Source organism: Streptomyces sp. TRD_SC_5 (assembly GCF_056836825.1).
In genome coordinates this window covers 5106728-5123223 of record NZ_JBWZZS010000001.1, presented here as the reverse complement: position 1 = coordinate 5123223, position 16496 = coordinate 5106728, and the positions used below count along the sequence as shown (strand labels likewise).

Here is a 16496-nt window from a genome sequence, read left to right as displayed (position 1 = left end):
GCCCGCTGCGCACCCGGCTCGCCACGGCGGCCTCGGCCGCCGTGGCGCTGGTCGCGGTGGGGGTGTGCACGGCGGCCTTCTTCGTGATCCGGTACGAGATGTACCACCAGCTCGACCTGAACCTGACGCAGTCGGCGACCCGGGCGATCCAGGAGAACAGGGGCGGGAGCCCCGAGGTCCTGGCGGGCGAGTGCCGTTTCCTCTCGGCTCCGGCGTGCGCGCAGATCGTACCGGCGGCCCCGGCCGGAGACCCCGCCGCGCCCTACCTCCTGCCGGTCTCGGCGCCGGTACGGCAGGTGGGCGCGGGCGAGCGCGCGCCGTACTTCTCCAACGTCACGCTCCACGACCGCCCGATGCGCATGCTGACCACCAACTTCGGCAAGGGCAAGGCACTCCAGGTCGCCCTGCGCTCGGACTCGGTGGAGAAGGGCGTGCGCCAGGCAGCATGGCTGCTCACGCTGGTCGGCGGTGCGGGCGTACTGCTGGCTGGAGCGCTCGGCTACTGGGTCTCGCGGACCGGCCTGGCCCCGGTCGCCCGCCTCACCGCCACCGCCGAACGCATCACCGCGACCCGCGACGCGCGTTACCGCATCGAGCTGCCGCCAGGGGCCGGCGGGGGCCGCCAGGACGAAGTAACACGCCTCGCGGCCAGCTTCAACACGATGCTGGACGAGTTGGAACAGTCGGTGGCGGCCCAGCGTCGCCTGGTCGCCGACGCCTCCCACGAACTGCGCACCCCGCTCACCGCCCTGCGTACGAACGCCGAACTGCTCGCCCGCGCGGACCGCCTCACCGACGCCCAGCGCGACCGGGCGTCGGCGGCGCTGGGCCGCCAGTTGCGGGAAGTCACCGGCCTGGTGAACGACCTGATCGAACTCGCGCGTGACGAGGAACCGCGGCCGCTGCTGGAGGAGGTGCGTATCGCGGCCCTGGTCGAGCACGGCGTGAACGCGGCCCGCGCGCACTGGCCGGAGGTCCCCTTCGCCCTCACCATCTCCTCGGAGGCGGCGACGACGCTCCCGGGCGTGCCGGCCAGGTTGGCGCGACTGCTGACGAACCTGCTGGACAACGCGGCGAAGTTCAGCCCGGCGGGAGCGCCGGTGGAGGTGGACCTTTCCCTCTTCCCCAGCGGCTTGGAGCTGACAGTTCGCGACCACGGCCGGGGAATCGCGGAGGAGGCCTCCCGTACGTCTTCGACCGCTTCTACCGCGCAGAGTCGGCCCGCGCGCTCCCGGGCTCGGGCCTGGGCCTGGCCATGGCCCGCCAGATCGCGAGGGCCCACGGGGCGGAGCTGACGGCGGAACGGGCGGCGGGTGGCGGGGCGCTGTTCCGGCTGCGATGCGCGGTTCCCGGACGCCCCACCCCGGCAGGACTGACTCCATCATGAAGTCACACCCGTACGAGAGGACGACCCGTGGGCGAGAACAAGCAGCGCATGCTGGCCGGTGACTGGTACCTCCCCGACGACCCCGAACTCGCCGCGGACACCCAACGCCGCGCCGAACTCTGCGCGGCATACAACGCGGCCACGACCGCCACTGCGCCGGAACGCAGCGCGATCCTGGGCCAGTTGCTGGGCAAGGTCGACGCCACGGTCCGCATCCGCCCCCCGTTCCACTGCGACTACGGCCACCACATCGCCATCGGCGCCGGTACGTTCATCAACTTCGGCGCGGTCTTCCTCGACGCGGCGCCGATCACCATCGGCACGGACGTACAGATCGGCCCGAACGTCCAGCTCCTCACCCCCTCCCACGAGCTGGACGCCGAGCGCCGCCGGGCCGGCTGGGAGAAGGCAGACCCGGTGACGATCGGCGACAACGTCTGGCTGGGCGGCGGCGTAATCGTCTGCCCGGGCGTGACCATTGGCGCGGGTTCGGTGGTGGGCGCGGGCGCCGTGGTCACCAAGGACCTGCCGCCCGGCGTACTGGCGGTGGGAAACCCGGCGCGGGTGGTACGCACCCTGGAGACCGGCCGGCCATAACAAAAGCCACGGGCCCGCGCCCGCCGCCGGATCCCGGCCCACGACCCGGCGGGGTCGGCACATTCATGCGTCTGCAACTACGCACCATTCGGGGCGGTGTCGAATGCAACCAACCCGACACGTGACGAGGCACAACGCCCCTCTGATCACACCACCCCCACCCGCATCACTTCCAGCCATCATGGGAGCGTTTAGACCCACAACGCCCCCACGGACCGGGCGAACCCATCGGATGATGCGGCTGGCGTGAGCGGTGTGACTCCTGGGACGGCGCGGCCTGCTGGTCGCAGATGCGCCGCAGCCATCGGCAGAACCACACACCCCTGGACGCCCCTCCACCCACCAAGCCCAGCAACCTGCTTGCGGCCCAACCAACCACCGGCCGGGGCGGACGCCGCACCCACCCGAGTCACCCCATTCAACTGACGCGCCCCACCCGCAGACGGGACGGGTCGCAGGTCGGCCCGGGCGGGCGGCCGTCCACCGGCGTGGGTGCGCGTGTACGTCGAGTTTGGGGATGGTGCACCAACGGCCGTCCCCGCACCCGCCGAGCCAGGGGCCGCACCACCCCCAAGACCCCATGCGCCCCCACCCACACACCCGCCGCCCGGCAACGACAGCCCAGCCACTCCCCGAGCCTCCCCCGTGGGCTCCCCCGGGGGCCGCCCCCCAGAAGCACTGCGGCGGAGGACCGGCGGTCAAGGGTGAAGCGCAGCGCAATCGCCGCAGGCGACGCGATGCAGGAGCGCCCTTTACCGCCGGGCCTCCGACGCCACCCTCACCAAAGGCGGCCCCCACACCAGAAACAACCAACGCCCCAGGCCCGCCGAAGCCGCCCTCAGAACCCCGGCGGCTCCGTGTAGACCCCCCACTCGTCCCGCAGTACGCCGCAGATCTCGCCCAGCGTCGCTTCCGCCCGTACCGCCGTCAGCATCGGCTCGATCATGTTCGAGCCGTCGCGCGCCGCCGCCAGCATCGCGTCCAGCGATGCCTTCACCTTCGCGTCGTCCCGCGCCGCCTTGCGCTCCACCAGCGTGCTCACCTGCACGCGCTCCACCTCGTGGCTCACCCGCAGAATCTCCAGGTCGCCCGTCACCGACCCGTGGTGGCAGTTCACGCCCACCACCCGCTTGTCGCCCTTCTCCACCGACCGCTGGTACTGGAAGGCGGATTCCGCAATCTCACCGGTGAACCAGCCGTCCTCGATCCCGCGCAGAATCCCCGACGTGATCGGACCGATCGGGTGGCGGCCGTTCGGATGCGCCCGGAGCCCCCGCTCCTTGATCTGGTCGAAGATCTTCTCCGCGTCCGCCTCGATCCGGTCCGTCAGCTGCTCGATGTACCAGGAGCCGCCCAGCGGGTCCGCCACGTTCGCGACGCCCGTCTCCTCCATCAGCACCTGCTGCGTCCGCAGCGCGATCTCCGCCGCCTGCTCGCTCGGCAGCGCCAGCGTCTCATCGAGGGCATTCGTGTGCAGCGAGTTCGTGCCGCCCAGCACCGCCGCCAGCGCCTCGACCGCCGTACGGACGACATTGTTGTACGGCTGCTGCGCCGTCAGCGAGACGCCCGCCGTCTGCGTGTGGAAACGCAGCCACTGCGCCTTGTCCGTCTGCGCGCCGTACTCGTCACGCATCCACCTCGCCCAGATCCTCCTCGCCGCACGGAACTTCGCGATCTCCTCGAAGAAGTCCAGGTGCGCGTCGAAGAAGAACGACAGACCCGGCGCGAAGTGGTCCACGTCCATGCCCCGGCTGAGACCCAGCTCGACGTAACCGAAACCGTCCGCCAGCGTGTACGCCAGCTCCTGCGCGGCCGTCGCTCCCGCCTCGCGGATGTGGTAGCCGGAGACGGACAAGGGCTTGTACGCGGGGATCGAGCGCGCGCAGTGCTCCATCAGGTCGCCGATCAGGCGCAGGTGCGGCTCCGGCTGGAAGAGCCATTCCTTCTGCGCGATGTACTCCTTGAAGATGTCGGTCTGGAGCGTGCCGTTCAGCAGAGCCGGGTCCACCCCCTGGCGCTCCGCCGCGACGATGTACATGCAGAAGACGGGGACGGCCGGGCCGCTGATCGTCATCGACGTCGTGACGTCACCCAGCGGGATGTCCTTGAACAGGACCTCCATGTCGGCGGCGGAGTCGATGGCCACACCGCAGTGCCCGACCTCGCCGAGCGCCTTCGGCTCGTCCGAGTCGCGGCCCATCAGCGTCGGCATGTCGAAGGCCACGGACAGGCCGCCGCCGCCGTTCGCCAGGATCATCTTGTAGCGCTCGTTCGTCTGCTCGGCGTTGCCGAAGCCGGCGAACTGGCGGATGGTCCACGTCCGGCCGCGGTAGCCGGTCGGGTGCAGGCCGCGGGTGAAGGGGTACTCCCCCGGCCACCCGATCCGCTCGAATCCCTCGTACGTGTCACCGGGCCGCGGCCCGTACACGGGGTCGACCGGGTCTCCGGAGAGCGTGGTGAAGTCCGCGTCGCGCTTGCGGGCCTTGTCGTAACGGGCCTGCCAGCGGTGGCGGCCTTCCTCAATCGCTTCAGCGTCCATACCTTCGAATTTACTAGGACGTCCTAGTAAATGTCGATGGCTGGCCGCCGCAAGCCACGCTTGCGGCGGTCACCGGCGGTCACCGGCGGTCACCGGCGGTCACCGGCGGTCACCGCCGGTCACCGGCGGTTCAAAACGGGTGAGCGGTTACGCCTTCGCAGTCGCCGGGCGCGCTTCCGTGATCAGCGAACGCGCCTCGCGGGTGATCTTCGGCTCGACAAAGAACGAGGCCAGCGGGATGCAGCCGGCCGCCAGTACCCACAGCAGCTTGCCGAACGGCCACTTCGCCTTGGCGCCGAGATCGAAGGCGAAGACGACGTAGATGATGAACAACACACCGTGGATCTGCGAGATCATCATGGTGTCGCCGACCTGGAACGCGTACTTCGCGATGATCGCCACGGTGAACACCAGCAGCCACACGGCGGTGATGTACGCCATCACCCGGTATCGGGACAGCACATTCGACTTCATGGCATCGAGCGTAGCGGGGCTCGACGGGCGATCTTCGCGCGGGTTGCCGCTTTCCCGCCCGCATTCCGGCCCGCTTCCGGCTCGCTTCCCGCCCGTTTGGTGCGCCTGGCGCCTACTTCTCCTCGAAGTCGTGCGCCGCCACCCGCAGCGGCCGCAGCAACGCGAAGATCTCCCCGCACTCCTCCGCGTCGTACGCGCCGAGCCCGAAGTCCATCTCCATCAGGTCGCGGGTCGCCGCCTCCACCACCTCGCGGCCCTTCTCGGTGATCGAGGCCAGCGTGCCGCGGCCGTCGTTCGGATTGGGGCGCTTGTCGACGAGGCCGGACTTCACCAGCCGGTCGACGGTGTTCGTGACGGACGTCGGGTGGACCATCAGCCGCTCGCCGATCTTGGACATCGGCAGCTCGCCCTGCTTCGAGAACGTGAGCAGCACCAGCGCCTCGTAGCGCGCGAAGGTCAGCCCGTACGGCTTGACGACGGCGTCGACCTCGGCAAGCAGGATCTGGTGCGCGCGCATGATCGAGGTGATCGCGCCCATCGAGGGCACGGGTCCCCAGCGCTGCTGCCAGAGTTCGTCGGCTCTGGCGATGGGATCGAACGGGAGGCTGAGCGGCTTCGGCACGGCGTCGACCTTACCGGCCGGTCATATCGTGAACATCCCCGTCTCGCGCTTCGGTCGATTTCCTTCCGCCACGGCCCACCGGCCCTTCGACTCCGGTACGCCGATCCCTCCGGTACGCCGATCCTCCGCCGGCAGCGCCGGCAGGCCGGCAGCGCCGGCAGTGCCGACGGGGACCGGAGGCGGGCCAGTCGGTGTCGCAGCCACAGGCGATATGCGCCCTATGCAACGATTGCCCGGTCCATATCGTCGCCCAGTCGAACCGCTCAAGGGGGCTGGATGTCCGGCCGCAGACCGATCCGCTCGCTCACCGCCGCAGCCATCGCCTTCTTCGCGCTCAGCCTCAGCGCCGCCGGCTGCTCCGACTCCAGCAGCTCCGGGCCCGAGAAGGCCGGGCAGGCCGGCGAATCAGCCGTCGCGCAGAACCGGCAGCCGAACCGGAACTCGTCCCCGTACTGGGTCGACCCGGAAAGCGACGCCGCCCGCCAGGTCGAGGCGTGGGACGCGGAGGGCCGCGGCGCCGACGCGGACGTCCTGCGGCGTATTTCGGAGCGGCCGGTCGCCGACTGGCCGGCCGGCGACGATCCCGCGCCGGACATCGAGAACGCCGTACGCGGCGCCGCCGAGGACCGCCGGACCGTCGTACTCGTCGCGTACAACATCCCGCACCGCGACTGCGGCCAGCACTCCGCCGGCGGCGCGGCCGACGCCGACACCTACCGCCGCTGGATCGGCTCGTTCGCCGACAGCATCGGCCCCGCCCCGGCCATCGTGGTCCTGGAGCCGGACGCCGTGGCGCACATCGTCGACGGCTGCACCCCGGCCGAAGAGCACGACGAGCGCACCGAGCTGCTCTCCGAGGCGATCGACCGGCTGAAGCAGCAGCCGAAGACCAAGGTGTACCTGGACGCCGGCAATCCGGCCTGGATCGACAGCCCCGGCAAGCTCGTGGACCCGCTCAAGCGGGCCGGCGTCGACCGGGCCGACGGCATCGCGCTCAACGTCTCCAACTTCCAGACGAACGACGCCGTCAAGGCGTTCGGCGCCCAGTTGTCGTCCCTGCTGGGCGGCACCCATTTCGTGATCGACAGCAGCCGCAACGGCAACGGCCCCCTGTCCGGCGGCCGTACCGACGCCTGGTGCAACCCGACCGGCCGCGCCCTCGGTACGCCGCCCAGCGACCGCACCGGAGACCCGCTGCTCGACGCGTACCTGTGGATCAAGCGGCCCGGCGACTCGGACGGCGAGTGCCGCGGCGGCCCGCAGGCAGGCACCTGGTGGCCGGACTACGCCCTCGGTCTCGCCCGCCGCGCCAAGGCATGACCGGCACAGTCACAGTCATAGCCAGTCATATCCACAGTCACAGTCACAGCACGTGGATCCACTTCGCCTCCGACGGCGTCCCCTCGCCGTCCGTGACGAAGAGCATGTACCAGCCGGGCGGCACCAGCGACTTGTCGCCCGGCACCTCCACCGTCACCTCGCCCTTGCCCTTCTTCAGGTCCAGTTCGATCGAGCGCTGCTCGACATCCGTGGTGTGCGTGACCGCGCTCGGCCGCATCAGCCTGGCCCGCTCGATCCGCTCCGGATGCGCGGTCTTGTACGTCGCCTTCCCCGACGCGGCCAGCTCGCGCGGCCCGGCTCCCAGCACCGGCCGCAGCGCCTTGTCCCGGAAGAGGTACGGCGGCGTGTAGACCTCCATGCGCTGCTCGAACCTGCCGAGCTTGGTGTTGTCCTTGTCGCCGAAGAGCGAGTCGGAACCGAAGGTCACCACCCGGCCGTCGGGAAGCAGCAGTGCCTCGGAGTGGTAGTTGCGGCCCACGGTCGGCGCGGCGGCTTCCTTGAAGGCGTTCGCCTTCGGGTCGTAGAACTGCGCCTTGAGGATGTTGCTGGCGCCGCGCCCCCGGTAGTCCGCCGAGCCGCCGCTGGTGAAGACGGTGTCGTCCGGCATGATGACGCTGTTCAAGTAACGGGTGCCTTGCGGGAGTTGAGGGCCGGTCTTGAATGCCGGGCTCTCCTCGTTCAGGTCGATGATCGCCGTACGCCCGGTCGCCTTGTCGGACTCGCCGACGCCGCCGCCGCCGAGGATCATCACCCGCTGGTCCTGAGCGGGCGGCAGGACCAGTGAGGCCGCCGTCTCGGTCTGGTCCAGGTCCGTGAGGCCGCCGACCTTTTTGAAGGTGTTCTTCTCCAGGTCCCAGATGCCGGGCTCGCGGCCCTTGTCGGCCGGCCCGTAACCGGCGTTCGCGCCGGAGTAGAAGACCTTGCCGCCCTTGGTGAGGAAGAGCGCCGGGTACGTCGGGAAGTACCGGAAGGGCGCCTTCGACCACTTCTTTGTCTTGGGGTCGTAGTACTCGTTGTCGCCCGCGAGGATCGCGCCGACGTCGTCGAGCCCGGAGACGGCGAGCACCTTGCCGTTCTGAAGGGTGACCAGCGTCGGGTACCAGCGGGCCTCCTTCATGGGGTCGACGGGTATGTACTTCTCCGCCTTCGGGTCGAATTCGTATGCCGCCCTGATCCCCTGGAAGTCCTGCTTGTCCATGGTGATGGCCTCGGCCAGGCCGTAGGCGTTGTCGGCGTCCTCGCCCTTGAGCCCCACGATCTCGTACTGCGCGGACTCCTTCGTGACCGACTTCGGCCCCTCCTTGACGGCCTCGACGAAGACCCGGGCCTCGGCCGCCTTGACCGTGGTCTGCCAGGGCAGCATGCGCCCGCTCTTGGCGTACGAGACCTTGAAGTCGCGCTTCGCCTTCGGCACGGTCACGTCGAACTTCGACACGTACGTGACCCCGGAGGGCGAGCGGAAACGGGTGCCCTTCTTGAACGTGACGGCCTTGTCCGGGTTCTCGTTCTTGACCCGCATCCCGCCGCCGGCCCGCATGACCTTGTCGCCCAGCACCTCGTAGCGCGCGGTCCCGCCCGCCACCAGCAGCCGCCCGTCGGGCAGTTGGGCGTGCCCGCCGCAGAAGAAGTCCTCGGGGGTCGGGACCAGCTTGAAGGAATTGTCCTTCGGGTCCCACAGGACGGTCTCGAAGGTCCCCTCGTCGAACTGCTCCTCCTCGTTGCCCGAGCCCGCGATGATCAGCACCTTGCCGGTGTTGAGCAGGGCGGCGTGAATCGCGTTCGTACGGTATTCGTCGGGGATGTCGACAGTCGACCAGGAGCCGTACTGCGCCTTGTAGGCGGGCTGGGCGATCTTGTACGCGTGGTACTTCTCCTCCGCGAAGGACAGCGCCGCCGGGGCGTTGAGCCCCGCGAGCACCACGACGGCTCCGCCGCCCAGCAGCGTCTTCTTGAACTTCTTCGTCGGCCGGTAGGCCATGGCTCAGTTCCCTCCGGTCGTCGTGGCGAACGCGGGCTCCGGCTCCTCGCCCGGCACCGCGCCGCTGCCGGCGCCCTTGACGGCCCCGGACCCGGCCGCGGCCCTGACCCTGACCGCCTTGGCCGCGGCGCGCTCGCGCGCGGAGGTCCAGCACCACACCGCGACCGGCGAGAGTGCGATGACCAGGGCCAGTACCGACCAGGTGCGCATCGCCACATGGCTGTGGTCGAGCTGGAACGACGCGACCAGCGAGACGATCAGCACCACGGCCCAGAAGAGATGGATGCGGAACGTCAGCAGCCGGTCGTGGCTCGCCTCGCCGCCCTTGGGCGTGACCACGAACCTGCCCCGGGTGCGCAGCACCGCCGAGCCGAGCGACTTGGCGTAGATGGGCGCGCAGAGCGCGGACATCGCCATTCCGGCCAGCCCGCCGGAGCCCTCGGGCTCGTGCGGCGAGACGTTGTGCCGCCTGTTCCACAGGTACAGCCCGATCTGGAGGGCCGCGGCGTCGCTGTAGAGCATCAGCCAGACCGAGGACGAGACCTGGGTGCCGGACGCCCCGAACCACAGGAACAGGACACAACTGAGGATGCCCAGCAGCCAGTTGACGGCCGTCATCGGGTAGTAGACGAGCATCAGCGTGTACGTGAGCAGCCGGCCCGGCGGCACCCGGAAGGGCGCCTTCCAAAACTGCTTGAACAGCGTCTCGTACGTCCCGCGCGACCACCGCAGCTGCTGCGTGAAGAAGTCGGTCCAGGAGGCCGGCCCTTCGCCGACGGCCAGCACGTCCGGGGTGTAGACGGACCGCCAGAAGCGTCCGGTCTCCCGGTTCCTCCTGCGGTGCAGTTCGAAGCCGGTGGCCATGTCCTCGGTGATCGAGTCGTACAGGCCGCCGATCTGCTTGAGCGCCCTGACGCGTACGACGTTGTTGGTGCCGACGAACATGGGGGCGCCGTAGCGGTTGCCCGCGCGCTGGATCAGGGCGTGGAACAGGAACTGCTGCGACTCCGCGGCCTTGGTGACGCACTTGTCGTAGTTGCCGTACACCTGCGGCCCGACGACGAAGGCGATGTCCGGGTCACGGAAGTAACCGAGCATCCGTTCCAGGAAGTTGGGGAGCGGCACATGGTCGGTATCGACGGAGGCGAAGAAGTCGTAGTCGTCACCGTGCATGGCGAGCCAGGCGTTGTAGTTGCCGTGCTTGGTCTTCGCCCGGTGCGGGCCCTTCTTGGTGTTCCACTCCGGTACGCCGCTGCGGCTGAAGTGCCGTACGCCCAGCTCCGTGCAGAGCGCCCGGGCCTGCTCGTCGTTGCCCTCGTCGAGGAGCCAGATGTCGAGCGGCCCGTCGTGACGGAGCCCGACCGCGCCTTCGAGCGTGGACCGCACCATGGAGAGGGCTTCCTTGCCCGGTACGTACGTCGTGAGGAACGCCACCCGGATGCCCGGCTCGGGCGTCACCGGTATCGGGTCCCTGGCGACCATCGTGGCGTGTGCGATCGACACCACGTTGACCAGCATGAAGAACATGATCAGGCCGATCGAGGCCAGCATCACCATGTCGAGATGGACCAGCCAGCGGTCGCCGCCCTCGCGTTCGGTCCAGTGCGTGGGCCAGACGAGGTAGACGAGCAGGAGCGCCGAGAGCAGCGGAGCCAGCGTCATCAGCAGTACGGCGCGTATTCGGTGCGGTTCCTGCGCCATCAGGCTTCGGTACTGAACGCGGTACGCGGTGGCGCCGGGTTCCGTCAGCGGCCCCGCGAGCCGGCTGTGGGTCTCGTAGTCGTAGCCGTCCGGCCGCACTGTGCCTCCCGCAGTCGAGGGCGTTCGATACCCCCACATAAAGGGACATTTGGCGGCGTGTCGAACCGGGTAGGCCGAGCGGGCGGTTTTGACGACCGGCAGTTTGGACGACGAAGCCCCCGGCCGCGCGAGGCGGTCGGGGGCTTGCGGCCGGCCTGGCCGAGCGCCGGATCAGGCGCCCAGATGGCGCTCCACCGTGTCGACCTTGGAGGTCAGGCCGTCGGTGACACCGGGCCGGATGTCGGCCTTCAGGACCAGCGATACGCGCGGGGCGCGCGCCTCGACGGCGGCGACGGCGCGCTTGACGACGGCCATCACCTCGTCCCACTCACCCTCGATCGAGGTGAACATGGCGTCGGTGCGGTTGGGCAGCCCGGACTCACGCACCACGCGCACCGCGTCGGCGACGTACTCCCCGACGTCCTCGCCGACGCCCAGCGGGCTCACGGAGAAGGCGACGATCATGCGCCGACCACACCTTCCTTGCGGGCGCGGCCCGCGATGACCGCGTCCTCGGCCTCGCGCTTGAGGCGCTTGTCGGCGAAGAAGCCGCCGGTCGGCAGGACCGACATGACGAAGTAGAAGGCGGCGGTCTTCAGCGACCACTTCGTGCGGTTCCAGGCGTCCGCCCAGAAGAGGACGTACAGGACGAAGAGCAGACCGTGGATCGCGCCCATGACGGGCACCGCGTTGAATTCCGTGGTGCGCTTGAGCACCGAGCAGACGAGCAGCAGCAGGAAGGAGACCGCCTCGGGTACGGACACCAGGCGGAGGCGGCGGAGTGCGGAAGCGGTCTTGATGTCCACGGAGGGGCAACCTTCGTCGTCGCAGGGAAACTGTGATGGATCTTGTGCTGTGCTTTCCGGGGGGCACCCCCGGACCCCCGTCGCGCACAAGCTCGACCCCCATTGTGGCAGCCCGCTTCGCCACCCCTTTGTCAGGGTCGGGGTCCCGGGTAACGTCACTCACGTGGCTCAGTTCCGACTCCAAGGCAGCAAGGTGCTCGCCGTCGACATGACCGGCGACGCCGTCAAAGCCAAAAACGGCTCGATGGTCGCCTACGACGGCCAGATGGCCTTCAAGAAGATGTCCGGCGGCGGTGAGGGCATGCGCGGCATGGTGACCCGCCGCCTGACCGGTGAGCAGATGACCGTGATGGAGGTGAAGGGCCACGGCACGTGCTATTTCGCCGACCGCGCGAGCGAGATCAACCTCGTCTCTCTCCACGGCGACAAGCTGTACGTCGAATCCAGCAATCTCCTGTGCACGGACGCGGGCCTGCGCACCGGCACCTCCTTCACCGGGCTGCGCGGCGGCGCGACCGGCAACGGCCTGTTCACCACGACCGTGGAAGGCACCGGCCAGGCGGCGATCATGTCGGACGGCCCGGCGGTCGTCCTGCGCGTCTCCTCCCAGTACCCGCTCCAGGTCGACCCCGGTGCGTACATCGCGCACCAGGGCAATCTCCAGCAGCACTTCCAGTCGGGCGTGAACTTCCGCACGCTGATCGGCGAGGGCTCGGGCGAGGCGTTCCAGATCCGTTTCGAGGGCGAGGGGCTCGTCTACGTACAGCCCAGCGAGCGCAACACCGTCGGGGGCGACGTCTGAGATGCCATTCACCGAGATCAATTCCCGCATGGTCCAGGCGCGGGTCGCGCCCGGCCAGAAGATGTTCAGCCAGCGCGGCGCGATGCTGGCGTACCAGGGCGACGTCTCCTTCACACCCAACATCCAGGGTGGCCAGGGCGGCGTGATGTCCATGATCGGCCGCCGGGTCGCGAACGAGTCGACCCCGCTCATGACGGTCGAAGGCTCGGGCACCGTGATGTTCGGCCACGGCGGGCACCACATCCAGGTGATCAACCTGTCCGGCGACACCCTGTGCGTCGAGGCGGACCGCCTCCTCGCCTTCGACGGCACCCTCACCCAGGGCACGATGTTCATGGGCTCGCAGGGCGGCGTCATGGGCATGGTGCGCGGCCAGGTGACCGGCCAGGGCCTGTTCACCACCACCCTCAAGGGCCACGGCGCGGTGGCGGTGATGGCGCACGGCGGTGTGATCGAGATCCCCATCACACCCCAGCGGCCGATTCACGTCGACCCGCAGGCGTACGTCGCGCACCACGGCGACGTACGCAACAAGCTCTCCACCGCACTCGGCTGGCGCGACATGGTGGGCCGCGGCTCGGGCGAGGCGTTCCAGCTGGAGCTGTCCGGCCAGGGCGCGGTGTACGTACAGGCCTCGGAGGAAAAGCTTTGACCACCCCCGTGATTTTCGACCCGCACACGCTCCCCTCCGACGACAACGTCAATTCGTACACCTTCTGCGTGGAGCTCAAGGGGAGCCAGTGGTTCCTGCAGAAGGGCAAAATGATCGCCTACTACGGGCGCATCGACTTCAACGGCATCGGCCACGGCCGCTTCGACCGACTCCTGCGCACCAGCTTCCACTCGCCGCTGCACGCGAGCGACTGGGTGGTGGCGGAGGGCCAGGGCAAGATGCTGCTCGCGGACCGCGCGTTCGACGTCAACAGCTTCGACCTCGAAAACGGCAACCTCACGATCCGCTCCGGCAACCTCCTGGCGTACGAGCCGACGCTCGCGCTCAAGCAGTCGATCGTCCCCGGTTTCCTCACCCTCATCGGCACGGGCAAGTTCGTGGCGGCCTCGAACGGCCCGGTGGTCTTCATGGAGCCGCCGATCCGCGTGGACCCGCAGGCCCTCGTGGGCTGGGCGGACTGCCCTTCGCCCTGCCACCACTACGACCACGGCTACATGACAGGCGTCATGGGCGGTATCAGGTCACTCACGGGCATCGGCGGTACGTCAGGCGAGGAGCACCAGTTCGAGTTCGTCGGGGCCGGCACCGTCCTGCTCCAGTCCACCGAACTCCTTATGGCGGAGCAGGCCACGGGCGCCGTCCCGTCCCAGGCCGGGGTGCCCGGCGGCCAGGGCACGGGGCAGGGGCAGCCCGGCGGCGCACCGCGTCTTCCCGGTCAGCTGGGGGACCTCCAGCGTCGCTTCGGCCTGTGAGCGGTAGTCTGCGGAGTGTGACGTCGAACGTCTGCGCCCTTGTCGCGTGCCGGGCGTCACATTCCACAACTTCGTCCAGCATTCAACTTCTTAGGTAGAATCCATATATGGAGACCGAGACGGCCACCCCCTGGCTGACCGATGCCGAACAGTGCGCCTGGCGAACCTATCTGGACGCCAACAGGCTGCTGACCTATCAGCTCGAAAAGGATCTTCAGCCGTACGGACTGACGATCAACGACTACGAGATCCTGGTCAACCTCTCCGAGTCGGACGACCGCCGCCTGCGGATGAGCGACCTGGCGGCAGCGACCCTCCAGTCCAAGAGCCGGCTCTCCCACCAGATCACCCGCATGGAGAACGCGGGACTGGTCCGCAGGGAGAACTGCGAGTCCGACCGCCGCGGCCTGTACGCCGTACTGACCGACCAGGGCAGCGAAACCATGCAGCAGGTCGCTCCCCACCACGTGGAGTCCGTACGCCGGCACTTCATCGGCATGCTCTCTCCCGAGGCGCTCGACGACATGAAGGCCGTCCTGACCCCGGTGGTCGAGCAGCTGCGCGGCCGACGGGGCAAGGTCTAGCCACCCGGCAGCCGCAGCTCGAACAGGGCCCCACCCGACGGCCCTTCAGCCACCGACAGCATTCCCCCGTGCCGCATCGCGACATCGCGAGCGATCGCCAGCCCCAGCCCCGCGCCACCGTCGTCGCGGGTGCGGGCGTCGTCCAGCCGGACGAACCGCTCGAAGATCCGCTCACGCTCCCCCACAGGCACCCCCGCGCCGTCATCTGCGACCTCAAGCGTCACAGCGCCGCCCGCACGCCGCAACCGAATTTCGACGCGACTCCGCGCGTGCCGCTGCGCGTTGTCGAGCAGGTTGCCGAGCACCCGCGCCAACTGGCCGCGCGACCCGGACACTTCGAACGCACCCGAGCCCACGACCGCCACCGGCAGCCGGTCCGCCCGCTGGGAGACCTCCTCGCGCACCAGCGCCCCCAGGTCCACACGCCCCTGCCCCGGCCGCTCCCCCGCGTCCAGCCGCGCCAGCAGCAACAGATCAGCAGCCAGCCCCTGAAGCCGCACGGTGTCCCGCACCGCGCCCTCCACATCGAGCAACTCCGGGTGCGCGGCGCCCACTTCCAGCTGCGTCCGCAGTGAGGCGATCGGGCTCCGCAGCTCATGCGACGCGTCGGCGACGAACCGCCGCTGCCGCTCCACCGAAGCCTCGAGCGCCGCGAGCGTCTCATTGGTGGTCACGGCCAGCCGCGCCACCTCATCGTGCGCGTCCGGCTCCGGGACCCGCCGCGACAGGTCCTCGGAGGCGGTGATCGCGGCCATCTCGCGCCTGATGCCCTCCACGGGCCGCAGGGCCCGCCGCGTCACGAGCCAGGTCACCCCGCTTACCACCACGAGCAGCGCCGGCAGCCCGATGAGCATGGCCTCGCGCACCGTACCGACGGCGTCCCGCTCGGTGGCGAGCGGCGCACCGGCGTACACCGTGATGTCCTGCCCGCGGTACGACGTCGCCTCGACGGCGGCGAACCGGTAATCGGCCCGCTCACCGTCCACAGTGGCGCTCCCGGACGACAGCCTCGGCTCGTCGCCGGAAACCTCCCCACGCCCGGGATCGTCGTCCTCACCCGAACCCCCACCGCTCACCGCCACCTCGGGGCTCCCCGCCCCCTCGATCGCCTCCAGATCCTCACTGACGGCCACCACGCGCCCGTCCTCGTCGACCACCTGCACGGGACGGTCGTCGGGCCACTCGACATCCGCGTACGAAGGCTCCACGGCCATCTGCGAGGCCAGATTCTGGGCGGTGACCTCGGCCTGGAGGTCGGCCTGGTCGATCAGATTGGCCCGCAGCACCAGCAGCACGGCCAGCCCGGCGGCCACCAGCGCCACCGCGACGACCGCGGTGGCCCCGAGCGCCGCCCTGGCCCGTACGGACCCGAAGAACCGCCTCATGCCGCCACCAGCCGGTACCCGGCGCCGCGCACCGTCTGGATCCGCCGGGCGCCGAGCTTGCGCCGCAGGGCGCTCACGTACACCTCGACGATGTTGGGATCACCGTCGTACGCGAAGTCCCACACATGCTCCAGAATCTGCGCCTTGCTGACCACCTCACCGGCCCGCACCACGAACTGCTCCAGCACGGCGAACTCCTTGGCGGTCAGCACGACTTCGTCGTCACCCACGTACACCCGCCGACTGGCGGTATCCATCCGCAGATCCCCCACGGCGACAACCGGCGAAGCCCCGGCACTCGCCCGCCGCCGCAGCAGAGCCTTGACCCGGGCGACGAGAACCACGTACGAGAACGGCTTCGTCAAATAATCGTCAGCGCCCGTATCGAGCCCCTCCGCCTCGTCGTACTCCCCGTCCTTGGCGGTCAGCATCAGAATCGGCACGTCGTTTCCGGCGGCCCGCAACGCCGCACACACCCGATAGCCGTTCATACCGGGCAGCATGATGTCGAGAAGGACGAGATCGTACGAGCCCTCCCCGGCCCGGTGCAGCCCTTCGAGCCCGTCGTGCACCACGTCCACGGCGAAGCCCTCGGCGGTGAGCCCCTTGGCCAGGGCCACCGCGAGCCGCCTCTCGTCCTCCACGATCAACAAGCGCATGCGCCAAGGTTCGCAAACCGAACCTGAAGAAGCCTTCAGGAGGCTTCAGCGGGCCTTCAGCATCTCTCAGCCACATTGATCCCCGTAGCAACCAACC

At 69.4% G+C, this 16496-nt stretch carries 15 protein-coding genes and 1 pseudogene; 7 read left to right on the top strand and 9 right to left on the bottom strand.

Translation table 11 applies throughout. The features are described 5' to 3' along the window. Positions 1-41: 41 nt before the first annotated feature. A pseudogene (locus AC1P0E_RS23685) lies at positions 42-1387 on the top strand (HAMP domain-containing sensor histidine kinase). Positions 1388-1414: 27 nt separating this feature from the next. After that, positions 1415-1984 carry a sugar O-acetyltransferase gene (locus AC1P0E_RS23680; protein WP_482744140.1) on the top strand — a complete coding sequence of 190 codons (570 nt, stop codon included), beginning with the start codon at positions 1415-1417 and terminating at the stop codon, positions 1982-1984. Positions 1985-2822: 838 nt separating this feature from the next. On the opposite strand, the gene icmA is transcribed toward AC1P0E_RS23680, so the two are convergent. The 3 genes from icmA to AC1P0E_RS23665 form a co-directional block, all read right to left on the bottom strand. Next, positions 2823-4523 carry a coenzyme B12-dependent isobutyryl-CoA mutase large subunit gene (gene icmA / locus AC1P0E_RS23675; protein WP_482744139.1) on the bottom strand — a complete coding sequence of 567 codons (1701 nt, stop codon included), beginning with the start codon at positions 4521-4523 and terminating at the stop codon, positions 2823-2825. 147 nt (positions 4524-4670) lie between these two features. Further along, positions 4671-4997 carry a DUF3817 domain-containing protein gene (locus AC1P0E_RS23670; protein WP_482744138.1) on the bottom strand — a complete coding sequence of 109 codons (327 nt, stop codon included), beginning with the start codon at positions 4995-4997 and terminating at the stop codon, positions 4671-4673. A gap of 112 nt (positions 4998-5109) precedes the next feature. Continuing rightward, on the bottom strand, positions 5110-5619 hold the full coding sequence (locus AC1P0E_RS23665; RefSeq protein WP_482744137.1) for a MarR family winged helix-turn-helix transcriptional regulator: 510 nt from the start codon (positions 5617-5619) through the stop codon (positions 5110-5112). A 276-nt stretch (positions 5620-5895) separates the two neighbouring features. On the opposite strand from AC1P0E_RS23665, the gene AC1P0E_RS23660 reads away from it, so the two are divergent. Further along, entirely contained in the window at positions 5896-6939 is a 1044-nt protein-coding gene (locus tag AC1P0E_RS23660; RefSeq protein ID WP_482744136.1) for a glycoside hydrolase family 6 protein, read from the top strand. 43 nt (positions 6940-6982) lie between these two features. On the opposite strand, the gene glxA is transcribed toward AC1P0E_RS23660, so the two are convergent. The 4 genes from glxA to AC1P0E_RS23640 form a co-directional block, all read right to left on the bottom strand. After that, positions 6983-8938, bottom strand: coding sequence for a radical copper oxidase GlxA (gene glxA / locus AC1P0E_RS23655; protein WP_482744135.1), 1956 nt, complete (start codon positions 8936-8938; stop codon positions 6983-6985). A 3-nt stretch (positions 8939-8941) separates the two neighbouring features. Continuing rightward, the gene (locus tag AC1P0E_RS23650) at positions 8942-10738 is read right to left on the bottom strand and encodes a glycosyltransferase family 2 protein (protein WP_482744134.1); all 1797 of its coding nucleotides are present in this window, start codon (positions 10736-10738) and stop codon (positions 8942-8944) included. Positions 10739-10909: 171 nt separating this feature from the next. After that, complete coding sequence (locus AC1P0E_RS23645; RefSeq protein WP_482744133.1) at positions 10910-11203, bottom strand: MTH1187 family thiamine-binding protein; 294 nt, start codon at positions 11201-11203, stop codon at positions 10910-10912. Beyond that, complete coding sequence (locus tag AC1P0E_RS23640; protein WP_482744132.1) at positions 11200-11544, bottom strand: DUF3817 domain-containing protein; 345 nt, start codon at positions 11542-11544, stop codon at positions 11200-11202. Before AC1P0E_RS23640 ends, AC1P0E_RS23645 begins: the two co-directional genes overlap by 4 nt. Positions 11545-11707: 163 nt before the next feature. Here AC1P0E_RS23640 and AC1P0E_RS23635 point away from each other — a divergent pair, with 163 nt between their 5' ends. From AC1P0E_RS23635 to AC1P0E_RS23620, 4 genes are all read left to right on the top strand, one after another. After that, positions 11708-12346 carry an AIM24 family protein gene (locus AC1P0E_RS23635; protein WP_482744131.1) on the top strand — a complete coding sequence of 213 codons (639 nt, stop codon included), beginning with the start codon at positions 11708-11710 and terminating at the stop codon, positions 12344-12346. A gap of 1 nt (position 12347) precedes the next feature. Continuing rightward, a complete protein-coding gene (locus tag AC1P0E_RS23630) occupies positions 12348-12998 on the top strand; it encodes an AIM24 family protein (protein ID WP_482744130.1) in 651 nt (216 codons plus the stop codon). Continuing rightward, positions 12995-13771, top strand: a complete 777-nt coding sequence (locus AC1P0E_RS23625) for an AIM24 family protein (protein WP_482744129.1) — start codon at positions 12995-12997, stop codon at positions 13769-13771. The genes AC1P0E_RS23630 and AC1P0E_RS23625 overlap by 4 nt, the downstream gene beginning before the upstream one ends. Positions 13772-13878: 107 nt before the next feature. Beyond that, positions 13879-14355: a MarR family winged helix-turn-helix transcriptional regulator gene (locus tag AC1P0E_RS23620; RefSeq protein ID WP_482744128.1), complete on the top strand. Its 477-nt coding sequence runs from the start codon at positions 13879-13881 to the stop codon at positions 14353-14355. Here the strand turns inward: AC1P0E_RS23620 and AC1P0E_RS23615 are convergent. Then, complete coding sequence (locus AC1P0E_RS23615; protein ID WP_482744127.1) at positions 14352-15740, bottom strand: sensor histidine kinase; 1389 nt, start codon at positions 15738-15740, stop codon at positions 14352-14354. The genes AC1P0E_RS23620 and AC1P0E_RS23615 overlap by 4 nt on opposite strands. Then, positions 15737-16399: a response regulator transcription factor gene (locus AC1P0E_RS23610; protein WP_482744126.1), complete on the bottom strand. Its 663-nt coding sequence runs from the start codon at positions 16397-16399 to the stop codon at positions 15737-15739. Before AC1P0E_RS23610 ends, AC1P0E_RS23615 begins: the two co-directional genes overlap by 4 nt. Positions 16400-16496 lie beyond the last annotated feature (97 nt).